Genomic DNA, 12656 nt, shown 5'->3' with positions numbered 1-12656 from the left:
TAAAGGTCCAAAACCGCGTTAAAGTAGCCCGCAATGGGTGTTTACCTGATCGCAGTTGAAGGACCTTTGTATGTTATCCACACCATGGCCTGTCGCCATAACTCACCAGTGTCAGTTACCAAACGGGGTACTCTACGTTAACGAATACGGTGCTAGCACGGCGCCTGCGCTGCTTATTTTGGGCGGGATTTCCGCTACCCGTGATGCTATTACCGCAGCGGGTGATGGTTGGTGGCAAGGGTTAGCTGCAGCCATTGAGAGCCATCGCTGGCGTGTTTTTACCTTGGATTATGGTGGTGGCAATGGTGACTCTAGCATAGCCGAGGCACCGACCTCGATTGCGGCGCAAGCAGAACTTTGTGCCAGAGCTTTGCAACAACTTGGAGTCACTGAACTAGCGGCAATTGTGGGTGGCTCTTACGGCGGTCTAGTTGGGCTGGAAATTCATCGCCAAGCTCTATTGCCGGTACCACACTTGGCCATTATAGGTGCGGCTCATCGCCCTACCGCACAGGCCGTGATGTTAAGACATATTCAGCGTGAATTGGTCCGCCTAGGAGATGCCGCTGGCGTGCCAGCACGCGGAGCACAGCTCGCTCGAGCCTTAGCGATGCTCAGCTATCGTAGTGCTGATGCCATGGACCAGTTTTACCCGGATCCGCAAGCAGCGGTGGCTTATATCGAAAGCCGTGGACTGCGTACGGTAACCCGCTCGTTGCCTCGTACGCAGCAATTGTTTGAAGTTTTTGGGCCGGCGTTAGATAACTATCGAATTGATCCTGCCAGTATCACTGCAGCTACTTTATTGCTGGGTTTTGACAGTGATCAGCTGGTACCACCGGCGGTATTGCATGAATTTGCTGAGCAATTGCCCGACTGTCAGGGATGTTGGATCACGCCTTCAAGTTATGGCCACGATGGCTTTATCAAAGATACCGAGCGCTACGCTGAGTTACTGCGGCAGTTTTTACAGCAAGCCCTAGCGGAGGCATCATGCTAGCCATTATTGTTGTTGGCTGTGGCAATATCGGTCAAACTTGGCTGCAGCAGTTTGCTCCACATCTGCCAGCAGTTGCCTACGTGAGCGCAGTGGCGAATACCCAAGGCTTGCGTTTATCGCAGCCGTTAGCGCTAGTTGCTCACAGCGATATTTCTCAGGGGCAGTATCAGCACCCTTATCAGGGTCATCCAGCGGACCAAGTGCGGGCGCATATCTTGCAGTTGCAGCAGCAAGAGCAGCAGGTTGTGGTGTTAGATTTAACCGCAAGTAAAGCTATCAGTAGGGCCTATACTGCTTGGATTGCGGCTGGTGCTCATCTTATTAGCGCCAACAAATACGCCGGCTCAAGTCACCCTGATTATTATCGAGAAGTGATCAAGCAGCTTCAGCGTTATCAGCGCCATTGGCTTTACAACACTACAGTGGGCGCCGGTTTACCCATTCAAAAAGCAATTAATGAACGCTTGGCTTGCCATGATGAGCTAAAAGCGATGGAAGGTAATTTTTCAGGTTCGCTAAGTTGGGTGTTTCAGCAGTACCGGCCTGGCGATAAGCTCAGCGATTGGCTTCAGCAAGCCGCCACGCAAGGCCTCACCGAACCTGACCCGCGCTTAGATCTGTCGGGGATGGATGTGGCGCGCAAACTACTGATCTTAGCGCGTGAAGCCGGCTGGCAACTGAAATTAGCGGATATCGAGGTGCATAATCTGGTACCACCGCCGCTGCGACAACTGTCATTAAAGGAATTTTGGCAGCAGCGCCATATACTCGATGATACCTTCGAACGCTGGCGGCTTGAGCATTACCCAGAGGCCACACAATTCTGCTACTTAGGTAGCGTGGCTTTGAACGAGCAAGGGCAGGTACAAGCAGCGGCTTCGTTGCAGCCAATTGCGGCTACGTCAAGCTATGCGCAGTTACCCCCAGGCAATGCAAACTTTATGATTCGGAGTCGTCAGTATTGGCATAATCCTTTAATTATTCAGGGCCCCGGAGCCGGTGCCGAAGTAACCGCTGCTGGTGTGCATAGCGATATTTTAGAATTGCTAAAGCGCTTATAAAAAAGACTTGCGTGTTGGTAAAATCCAATTATTATGGACGTCTAAACATCTAGAAATTTAAATGTCTATAATTGAGGTTTGCCATGACGACGACTCAGCATCCAGCTACCCTTGCTTTGCATCACGGCTTTTCTGCCGACCCAACCACCAAAGCGGTGGCCGTGCCCCTGTATCAAACCGCCGCTTTTGCTTTTGATGATGCACAGCACGGTGCCGATTTATTTGATTTAGCCGTACCCGGCAATATTTATACGCGCATTATGAATCCGACGACGGATGTGTTGGAGCAGCGCTTGGCTGCACTTGAAGGCGGTGTCGCTAGCTTAGCGGTGGCTTCAGGGATGGCGGCCATTCACTATGCCTTAATTACGTTAGCTAAGCAGGGGGATAATATTGTGACCACCCCGCAAGTGTATGGCGGAACCTATACCTTGTTTGCGCATCAATTGCCGGCGTTGGGTATTGAAGTGCGCTTTGCAGCAAGTGATCAAGCTGCTGACGTCGCGGCGTTAGTGGATGCTAATACTAAGGCCATTTACTGTGAAAGTATTGGTAACCCTGCCGGCAATATCGCAGATATTCCAGCGTTAGCGGCGGTGGCTAATGAGCATGGCATTCCGTTGGTGGTTGATAATACGGTGGCCACACCAATCCTGTGTAAACCTATTGAGTTAGGTGCGCATATTGTGGTGCACTCACTCACCAAATACATCGGCGGTCATGGCACTACGATTGCTGGCGCTATTGTTGATGGCGGTACCTTTGATTGGTTGGCGGCAGCGCCAAAGTTTCCGCAGTTCAGTCAGCCAGAACCTGCTTATCATGGGGTGGTGTACACCGAGGCGTTTGGTCCGGCTGCATTTATCGCACGGGTACGGACGGTAGCTCTGCGTAACACAGGTGCAGCTTTGTCACCCTTTAATGCGTTTTTGATTCTACAAGGATTAGAAACGTTAGAGCTGCGCATGCAGCGTCATTGTGACAATGCGGCAAAAGTGGTGGCGTTTTTACAACAACATCCACAGGTGGCTTGGGTCAATTATGCCGGCAGCTCAGAGCATCCGCATTACCCACTAGCGCAACGCCTCATTCAAGGTGGCTTACCAGCAAGTCTGCTAACGTTTGGCGTGGCCGGCGGGTATGCCGCAGGAGTACGTTTTTACGATAGCCTGAAATTGTTCAAGCGCTTGGTCAACATCGGTGATACTAAGTCACTTGCTTGTCATCCCGCATCAACGACCCATCGCCAGTTAAGCGTTGAAGAGCAAGCCAAGGTTGGGGTTAAGCCCGAAGCGATTCGTCTGTGTGTAGGGATTGAGCATATCGATGACATTTTGGCGGATTTAGAGCAGGCTCTGGCGCAATAGCGTTGCCGTTAACTTTATTAGTGGTATTATCCAGAGCCTTACTTATTGAATAATCGATTGAATCAGGGGCTCTGGATGTTGCGTAAATTCACCGTGGCGAGTGTTGTTTTTATCTTAATGGGAACCTTGTTATCGGGGTGTTCTAGCTACGTAGAATATCAATTACTGCAACGCGCAGAGCCTATTGGTATGCCCACTACTATGCCTGAAGTGATTGCCGAAGCGGGCATGGAATCGCGGCAGTTCTGCATGCCACACTTAGGCGGCTGCACTGGTTATCTGTATGCACCACCTAAGACTGAGACCAACAAAAGCTCTTGGGACTTTACCATGGCTTTTACCGATCGAACCGTGAACTATCAGCTAGAGCTAGACCGTGAGCAAATACCAGAAGCTCGTCGCGGTACTATGATCTTGCTGCATGGTTTTGGTGGCAGCAAAGAAACCATGTACCTATTGGCAGACTACTATCGTTTTCTCGGCTTTCACGTAGTGATACCTGATCTGCAAGGGCATGGTGCCTCATCGCATGACGAGCCAGGGTTTGGCGTGCTAGACGCCGACATCATTGATACCCTGATTAACTCGCTGCCCGCACGAGAGCGCCCACACCCGCTCTATTTGACTGGTTTTTCTATGGGGGCAGTGGCTGCCGCACATGTGGCAAGCCGCCGTGATGATATTAGCGGTATGCTGTTGTTTGCACCTATGCGTGATTTTGCGGAAGCTGCCTGGCAAGTAAGCAAGATGACTCATGCACGCAGCAGTAAAATAGTCACTGAAGAAGCCATCAAAGAAGGCGTTCACAGTGCGCTAGCGCATAAACAGTTGCAGCCTGAACAGTTAGATCTGCTACAGCTGTTGCCAGCGATAAAGGTACCTACCTTGATTCTGGCCAGTGAGCACGACAAGGTTGCTCCTTATTCTTATTTTGCGCCGTTGCAGTCAGAATCGATTCAGGTGACCGAAGTAGCTGAGCGCAATCATTTTGTGATGATGATAATGGACCAACCCTTACACCAGCAACTGTACCCTTGGTTGCAGCAACATTAAGTTAAGCAAGCAATTAGGACAGCGGCCAATCGGCCGCATCGACATGATCTAGCTGGTGATCAAACTGGTCGCCTTGCCAACGTTTGATGAACTCTTGCTGGGGGTCGTACTGGGCGGTTTGCTTGGCTAAATCGAACCAGCGATGGCCACGAGGGTCCGCGCCAACTCCGGCTAGATATTGCCAATTACCCCAATTGGCAGCCACCTCATAATCCACCAGTTGTTGTTCAAAATAAGCAGCCCCGTAGCGCCAGTCCAGCCCTAGCTCGTGCACCAGACAACTAGCCACCAACTGGCGTCCGCGATTGGACATGTAACCGGTTGCATTAAGCTGCTTCATGCAAGCATTCACAATCGGAAAAGGGGTGTTGCCCTGGCACCATTTTTGAAATCTACCGGCGTAAAAACTGGTGCGCGATGGCCGTTGGCTGATGCCGGCAAAAGCAAACAAGCGCTGCTGATAATGGCGTGCATACCAGTAAAAATACTCGCGCCACAGCAACTCAAATAAAATCCAATAAGTACTATCGTTGGCACCTTGCTGAGCTTCATGAAGCCGCAACTGGGCTAATATTTGACGTGGTGAGAGCGAGCCGTTGGCTAACCAAGGTGAAAATTTGGTGGAATGGCTAAACTCATCTAAGCTATTGCGAGTTTGCTTGTAAGTTTGCGCATGAGCAGCGGCAAAGTAAGCTTGAAGATGTGTCAGACCAGCTTCGCAACCGCCGTCAAATAAAGGCGTATCCGCCGGTGTGGTTGGTAGCTGCAAGTCTGTATAGGGCGCTAAACTAGCAGCTAGTTTAGCCAGCTGTGCTGGTGGCGGTGGTAAGCTTGCTGGCGCCGCCAAGGGCGTAGCAATAGCATCAATGAGGCGGTTACCAGCCGCGCCTTGTTCAAGTGCCTTTCTAAATTTAGAAAAACTGCTAGGAAAGGGCTGCAGCAAAGACGCTAGCTGAGCTTGTTCAAACAGCGAGTGAGTATGCTCTTGTACATAATCCAAAAACGGATAGCGCTGGCGCACAATATCCCAATATTGCTGCTCGTAATAGCCCGCCTGCTCACTACGGTACAGCACATCAATCCCACATTGACTAATGAGGCGGGCGATGGTTTCTAGCGGTGGGCGATAACTTACCAACAGTTGCTGGCCCAGAGATGCTAACTGCTGGTGTAGTTGTCGTAAACTCTGCTGTAAAAACCGCCAACGATGCTGGCCCATACTGCGTAAGCCATAACGATTTGGACTAAACCACTTAGGGTTAACGCAGTAGACGCATATCAGCTGGTCTGTTTCAGTTGCAGCTAGGCGCAGCAACGAATGATCTTGCACTCGTAAATCGTGCTCAAACCACATTAATCCCACTCGATGCTTTGTCATGCTTTACTTCACTCTTCAGACGAAGGTTTATGCTGGGTGTTAGTCCAAAGTTTGCAACGCTGCTTTACTAAAGGCTGCCACTTCGTCAGCTCTGCCGGTGCGCATTTTTACTAACCACTGAGGGTCTTGCAGTAAAGCCCGGCCGACCGCAATCAGATCAAATTCTTGGTTGCCCATGCGTCTTAGCAGCTCGTCAATACCAGACTTTTCGACCGCCGGTTTATCAGAGGCAAAAGTACCGCTGATGAAATCTTCAGTGAGACCAACGCTACCCACCGAAATGGTAGGCTTACCGCTCAGTTTTTGCGTCCAGCCAGCCAGATTCAGATCGGATCCAGCGAATTCCGGCTCCCAAAAACGGCGGGTTGATGCGTGAAAAATATCCACGCCAGCTGCTACTAAAAGATCCAATAATTGTTTTAATTGCTCTGGCGACTCCGCTAATTTTGCCTCATAGGCTTGTTGCTTCCATTGCGAGAACCGAAACACAATAGCAAAATCTTCGCCAACGGCAGCCCGTACCGCTTGTACGACTTCGACGGCGAAGCGAGCGCGATTCGCTAGCGAACCACCGTATTCGTCATCACGAATGTTGGTGCCTTCCCATAAAAATTGGTCAATCAAATAGCCATGCGCACCATGAATTTCAACCCCGTCAAAACCGACTGCTTTGGCATTGCGAGCGGCTTCAGCAAAGGCGTCGATGGCAGCTTTAATATCGCTTTTGGTCATAGCTACGCCGCTAGGTTTGCTTGGCGCAAATAACCCAGAAGGGCTGTAAGCCGGAGCCGCACCTTCGTGCTCAGGTTTACGAACCGCACCCACATGCCATAATTGCGGAATGATTTGGCCACCAGCCGCATGCACCGCATCTACCACTTGTTTCCAGCCTGCTAGCGCGGCATCGCCGAACAACTGCGGCACATTAGGGAAGCCACTGGCACCAGCATGATTGATTTCGACACCTTCGGTGATGATCAAGCCAATTTCGCCTGCTGCGCGACGTTGATAATAATCTGCGATAGCTTGGTTGGGGATATTGTTCGGGGCGAAACTACGGGTCATGGGAGCCATTGCAACGCGGTTACGTAAGGTTAAGCTTTTACAGCTGAAGGGTTGCAATAACGGGGATAAATCTAAAGACATGGTAACTCCTGTTAAGACAGACAACGCAGCACATCACTATGCTGCGTCTAGATGAGCAAGTACTTGTGTGAGAACTAGAAAATGTAGATAAAACCTACGCCTAGCTCAGCTTCATAGTCGTTGCGAGTGATTGGGCTGTCTTTGATGTCACCAACATAGTGTTCGTACAGCCCTTCAACAAAGACTAACCAGTTTTCGTTGATATAAGTGCGATAATTGTAGTGTAAGCCGATTGACCGCATACCGCTACTGTAGGATGCTTGAGCTAACCCAGAAGCAGCAGATTGTGCGGCGTTGATACCAAAGTCTTGGTTGGCGCGATCGCTATCTTGGTACACGGCTACTAGCGACAACTCATTTCCGGTACCGTCTCGCTGATCACCAAAGCGAGTACCTACGCCAAAAATACCTAGGTTACCATCTTCGCTGGCAATCACACGGCCGTCTAACCAGTAACGCCAATCGGCATCAAAGGCGCGGCGTGCTTGTAGCACAAATTCAGCGCCTTCATCAGAATCGCCAAGGCCATTGAGGTAGCCTTTGTCAGAATCAGCTTCTTCACGACCTTCATCAAAACCAATGGTTGCTTCAAATAGCCAAGTGTCAGCACGTAAGCCGCGCCAACCGATGGCTTCACCCGCAAAGTAGAAAATATCATTGCCACGGCGCCATTGCACGGCCCCTGCTGGGTCCACTTCAAAACCAAATTCATCTGAGCCCTCGTATGCTGACTCGTATTCAACCCCCGCACCTAAGCCAATGGCCCAGCCATCTTGACCTTTGGTGAAATCATCTAAGGATGGCAAAGGTACTAATGCTGCTTGGCTATCTTGTGCCAGTGCAGTCGAATTGGCTCCCGCTAACAACGCTAAGGGTAATAAGATTGCTGAAAGCTTTTTCATGGCACTTCTCCAAAAAGTATTTAATTGCCCGTAAGTACGTATAGCTGTTGGTAGCAGATCTGTCATGCCAGCAAAAAAGTTAGTTAGGAAATGACTGCAACGCAGCAAACTTGTGGCTTGGCCAATTGGTGGTAATATCCTTATCAGTCATTCTCCCTAGTCATTAGCATAATAATAAGATACCTATCATGACGCAGATCACACAATCATCACGGTTACGGGCGCTGGGCCCAGGAGTTATCTTGGCCGCCGCCGCAGTTGGGGCTTCGCATTTAGTTGCTTCAACCCAGGCGGGGGCTTTGTTTGGTTGGCAGCTGTGGTGGGTGATTTTGCTGGTTAATGTACTTAAGTACCCGTTCTTCCGCTTTGCTGTGTCTTATACCTTGCAACACAACGAAAGCCTGATCAGCGGCTATTATCGACAAGGGCCATGGTATTTATGGGCCTTTACGCTGCTTAATATTATCGCGGCGGTGGTGAATACCGCTGGGGTGTTGTTACTTACCGCGACCTTGTTGCAGTTATTTATTCCGAGTCTATCGGTGCCGGTCTTGTGTTGGTTGATTCTAGTCAACAGTTGGCTGATTTTATTGGGTAGCCAGTACCGAGCGCTGGATCGCATCGCCAAATGGATCATGGCGATTTTGAGTCTGGCGACACTGGTTGCGGTCATGATTGCCTTGGTGAATGCGGCTCCGCCCCCTGCGGACTTTGTGTCACCATCACCCTGGAGCCTAGCGGCGATCGCTTTTTTAGTAGCCATGATGGGTTGGATGCCGGTCCCCATTGAGCTGTCGGCGATTAATTCATTATGGCTGCGTAGCAAACAAAAACTGACTCAGGTAACCCTCAAGCATGGCCTATTTGATTTTAATCTCGGCTATTGGGTGACGGCTTTGCTGGCGCTTTTGTTCCTAGCGTTGGGAGCCTTAGTGCAGTATGGCACAGCGCAACCTATTGCTATGGCTGGCAGTCAATTCGCTGCTCAGTTTGTTAGCTTATATGGGGCAACGATTGGCAAGTGGTCCGAATACTTGGTAGGAGCTATTGCCTTCCTGTGCATGTTCGGTACCACCTTAGCAGTTCTCGATGGCTATGCCCGTACCCTGCGTGAGAGTTTTCGTATCATGGCGCCAGCCTCGCCGAGCAACAAAGAGACCACCGTTGGCGAATCACTCACCGTTTGGATTGTAGGCCAATCCATAGCTGGGATGTTAGTGATTCTTTACTTTAAAAGTGCGCTCGGCCCGATGCTAACCTTTGCCATGACGTTGGCATTTTTAACCACGCCATTTTTTGCTTGGCTCAACTTTAAGTTAGCGCAACGCAAACCTTTATCCTTGGCAATGCGACTTTATGCTTGGCTGGGATTATTGTATTTGATTGGTTTTGCGCTGGCCTATGTGTATTACTTGGTCGCCCTGTAAAGCTCATAGTGGTCTTGAAAAACAGTCCGTTGAGCTCAGTTCGCTTGAGTTGTGTGGCCTGAACGAATAACTATAACCTGAGCTGCTTGTTATCAAGCGGCATTGGACGAACAACAAAGGTGCTTATCTATGAAATCATTATCAACGCTGGCCCTTGCCGTTAGCGTCGCTCTATCTTTCTCAGCGCAGGCGCAAACCGAGCAGGGCTGGGATGTGAGCAATCCGCAAGGTGAATTTAAAGACATCCAAATCAAGACCACCGAAGGTACTTGGATGAACGTTGATATGAGCCCTGATGGCAAGTATATCCTGTTCGATATGCTTGGTGATATTTACCGAATTCCAGCAACTGGCGGTGATGCAGAGCTATTAATAGGCGGTATTGCTTGGCATATGCAGCCGGTGTATTCGCCAGATGGCAACTACATTGCTTTTACGTCTGATGCCGATGGTGGTGACAACATTTGGGTGATGAATGCTGATGGCAGCAATCCTCGACAAGTCACCGATGAAACCTTTCGCTTGCTCAACAGCCCGGCCTGGAGCCCTGATGGGGAGTTTATTGTGGCGCGTAAGCACTTTACCGCAAGCCGCTCGCTCGGTGCCGGCGAAGTTTGGATGTACCATCGCTCTGGTGGTTCGGGCGTGATGCTAACTGAGCGCCCGAACGATCAAAAAGATCTCGGTGAACCAGCATTTTCGCCGGATGGCCGATATATTTATTTCTCCCAAGATGATACGCCCGGCAAAACTTTCCATTACAGCAAAGACTCGTTGGAAGGCATATATAAAATCAAACGTTATGACCGTGAAACGGGCGCTATTGAAGTGATTCTGGGCGGTGCTGGTGGGGCTATTCGACCTACGCCATCGCCAGATGGTAACTACTTGGCTTACATTAAGCGCGAAGACTTTAATAGCGTGTTGTATTTGTACGACTTACGCTCAGGCGAACAGACTCGTTTGTACAGTCAGTTGGATCGGGACATGCAAGAAACTTGGGCCATTCATGGGGTTTATCCCACCATGGATTGGAGCCCAGACGGCAAAAAAATAGTCTTCTGGGCGGACGGCAAAATCATGCAACTTGATGTTGCCAGCCGTAGCACTCGAGTTATTCCTTTTAGTGTTGAAACCACCAAGAAAGTGCAACATGCGCTGCGTTTCGAACAAAATATCGACCAAGATCAGTTCCAGGTAAAAATGCTACGGATGGTGCAAGTGGCACCTAATGCCAAGCAGGTTGTGTACGAAGCTTTAGGTAAACTCTATGTGCGCAACCTACCCAATGGCGAGCCGAAGCGACTCACGGATCGCGAGGGTGCGTGGGAGCTGTATCCAAGCTACTCGCGTGACGGTAGTAAACTGGTTTATGCCACTTGGGATGATCAGCAACAGGGGCAGTTGATTGTCCGTGACTTACGCTCAGGCAAGGAAACTGTGTTACCTACGGGTACCGGTAAATTTGTCGAACCCGTGTTTAGCCCAGATGGGCAAGCTGTGGTGTATCGCAAGTTACGCGGTGGCTATATCACACCAGACACCTATGGCTTAAATCCTGGGGTGTATCATTTATCTTTGAACGACGCTCAAGCGCAGCCGCAGTTGGTGAGTAAAAATGGCAGTTCACCGCAATTTGGTGCTCGTAGCGATCGCTTGTATCTGATGGCTTATAGTGGCAGCCCAGCGCTTATCAGTGTGGACTTAACCACCAAAGAGCAACGCACGCTCTACACCGCCGAGCATGCTACTGAATTTAGAGTGTCACCTGATGGTCAGCATTTAGCCTTTGCTGAACGCTTTAAGGTTTTTGTGACGCCGTTTGTGGAGCGTGGCGCGGCGATTAAAATTGGCCCCAACGATAAACAGTTTCCGGTCGAGCAGTTATCGGTACGAGCGGGCGAGAATATTTCTTGGGCTGGTGATGGTGGGGCGCTTTACTGGTCGTTAGGGCCAGAGCTTTACCATGCCTCGGTTGCTGGCTTGTTTGGCATCGATGATGTCAGCGGGTTCGAGCAAGTCGCTAACGGTTTAGACATTAGCTTTGTTGCCGATGCTGCCATTCATGACGACACCGTCGCTTTTGTCGGTGGGCAAGTGATCACCATGGCCGGTGATAAAGTGATTGAGAATGGCACCGTTGTTGTCACTGGCAATAAAATTGTCGCGGTGGGGCCTAGTACTGATGTGCAAGTGCCAGCGGGTGCCACTATCATAGATACAAAGGGTAAAACGGTCATGCCTGGGCTATTTGATGGACACGCACACGGGCCGCAAGGCGACAACGAGATCATTCCCGAACAAAACTGGAAAACTTATGCCACGTTGGCATTTGGGGTGACTTCAATTCATGACCCTTCTAATGATACCAGTGAGATTTTTGCGGCGAGCGAGTTACAGAAAGCGGGCTTGATTGCGGCGCCACGAACCTTCTCAACCGGGACGATTTTGTACGGAGCCAATGGCCCTGGGTACACGGCTCATGTGGATAACTTGGATGATGCTAAGTTTCATCTTGAGCGCTTGAAAAAAGTCGGGGCGTTTTCAGTAAAGAGCTACAACCAGCCTCGTCGCAATCAGCGTCAACAGATTATTCAAGCAGGCCGCGAACTAGAGATGATGGTGGTGCCAGAAGGTGGCTCCTTATTGCAGCATAACCTGAGCATGATTGCCGATGGGCATACCACCGTTGAGCATTCTATTCCGATTGCTAAAGTTTATGATGATATCAAACAGTTCTGGAGCCAAACCGAAGTGAACTATACGCCTACCTTAGGGGTGGCGTACGGTGGTATTTGGGGTGAGAACTATTGGTATGCAGAAACTGACGTTTGGCGCCATCCCAAGTTGGCTAAGTTTGTGCCGCAGCCGGCTTTGGTCAGCTCGGTGCGACGCGAAAAAGCCCCGCATAATCACTACAATCACTTTAATAACGCTGATGTAGCTAAGCAGCTGCAAGATTTGGGCGTGGATGTAGTTGCTGGCGCCCATGGTCAGCGCGAAGGTCTAGCGCAACATTGGGAAATTTGGATGATGGCACAAGGCGGTATGACGCCTTTGCAGGCGTTAGCTACCGCCACCATTAATCCCGCCAAAGAGTTTGGCATGGCCAACTACCTAGGTTCGCTAGAGCAGGGCAAATTGGCGGACATCATCGTCATTGATGGCGATCCGTTACAGGATATTAGGGTGACGGATCGCGTGACTCATACCATGGTGAATGGCCGCTTGTACGATGCCGAAACCATGAATCAGTTGGTTCCTAAAGCAGCGCCGCGGAAGGCCTTCTTCTGGGAATAACTGGTAATCGAAAATAAGCAAA

At 50.2% G+C, this 12656-nt stretch carries 9 protein-coding genes; 6 read left to right on the top strand and 3 right to left on the bottom strand.

Annotation, left to right across the window (positions count from 1 at the left end):
- The first annotated feature begins 70 nt into the window (after positions 1 to 70).
- The 4 genes from AB8S08_RS11090 to AB8S08_RS11075 all read left to right on the top strand — a co-directional run bounded on the left by AB8S08_RS11090 (position 71) and on the right by AB8S08_RS11075 (position 4481).
- The gene (locus AB8S08_RS11090) at positions 71 to 1000 is read left to right on the top strand and encodes an alpha/beta fold hydrolase (RefSeq protein ID WP_369742766.1); all 930 of its coding nucleotides are present in this window, start codon (positions 71 to 73) and stop codon (positions 998 to 1000) included.
- A complete protein-coding gene (locus AB8S08_RS11085; RefSeq protein WP_369742765.1) occupies positions 994 to 2061 on the top strand; it encodes a hypothetical protein in 1068 nt (355 codons plus the stop codon). The genes AB8S08_RS11090 and AB8S08_RS11085 overlap by 7 nt, the downstream gene beginning before the upstream one ends.
- Before the next feature lie 83 nt (positions 2062 to 2144).
- Entirely contained in the window at positions 2145 to 3428 is a 1284-nt protein-coding gene (locus tag AB8S08_RS11080) for an O-acetylhomoserine aminocarboxypropyltransferase/cysteine synthase family protein (protein ID WP_369742764.1), read from the top strand.
- A 75-nt stretch (positions 3429 to 3503) separates the two neighbouring features.
- On the top strand, positions 3504 to 4481 hold the full coding sequence (locus AB8S08_RS11075; protein ID WP_369742763.1) for an alpha/beta fold hydrolase: 978 nt from the start codon (positions 3504 to 3506) through the stop codon (positions 4479 to 4481).
- Positions 4482 to 4494: 13 nt separating this feature from the next.
- On the opposite strand, the gene AB8S08_RS11070 is transcribed toward AB8S08_RS11075, so the two are convergent.
- The 3 genes from AB8S08_RS11070 to AB8S08_RS11060 form a co-directional block, all read right to left on the bottom strand.
- On the bottom strand, positions 4495 to 5859 hold the full coding sequence (locus tag AB8S08_RS11070; protein ID WP_369742762.1) for a DASH family cryptochrome: 1365 nt from the start codon (positions 5857 to 5859) through the stop codon (positions 4495 to 4497).
- 39 nt (positions 5860 to 5898) lie between these two features.
- A complete protein-coding gene (locus AB8S08_RS11065; RefSeq protein ID WP_369742761.1) occupies positions 5899 to 7005 on the bottom strand; it encodes an NADH:flavin oxidoreductase in 1107 nt (368 codons plus the stop codon).
- 74 nt (positions 7006 to 7079) lie between these two features.
- Positions 7080 to 7907, bottom strand: coding sequence for a MipA/OmpV family protein (locus AB8S08_RS11060; protein WP_369742760.1), 828 nt, complete (start codon positions 7905 to 7907; stop codon positions 7080 to 7082).
- A 188-nt stretch (positions 7908 to 8095) separates the two neighbouring features.
- On the opposite strand from AB8S08_RS11060, the gene AB8S08_RS11055 reads away from it, so the two are divergent.
- Positions 8096 to 9334, top strand: a complete 1239-nt coding sequence (locus AB8S08_RS11055) for an NRAMP family divalent metal transporter (RefSeq protein WP_369742759.1) — start codon at positions 8096 to 8098, stop codon at positions 9332 to 9334.
- Between the two features lie 129 nt (positions 9335 to 9463).
- A complete protein-coding gene (locus AB8S08_RS11050) occupies positions 9464 to 12634 on the top strand; it encodes an amidohydrolase family protein (protein WP_369742758.1) in 3171 nt (1056 codons plus the stop codon).
- The last annotated feature ends 22 nt before the right edge of the window (positions 12635 to 12656 follow it).

Origin of the sequence: Pseudidiomarina sp. PP-1MA, assembly GCF_041200125.1 — a bacterium.
In the GTDB taxonomy this organism is placed as follows: Bacteria; Pseudomonadota; Gammaproteobacteria; order Enterobacterales; family Alteromonadaceae; genus Pseudidiomarina; species Pseudidiomarina fusca.
Note: the sequence above shows the minus strand (reverse complement) of the source record. Positions and strands in the feature narration are given on the sequence as shown.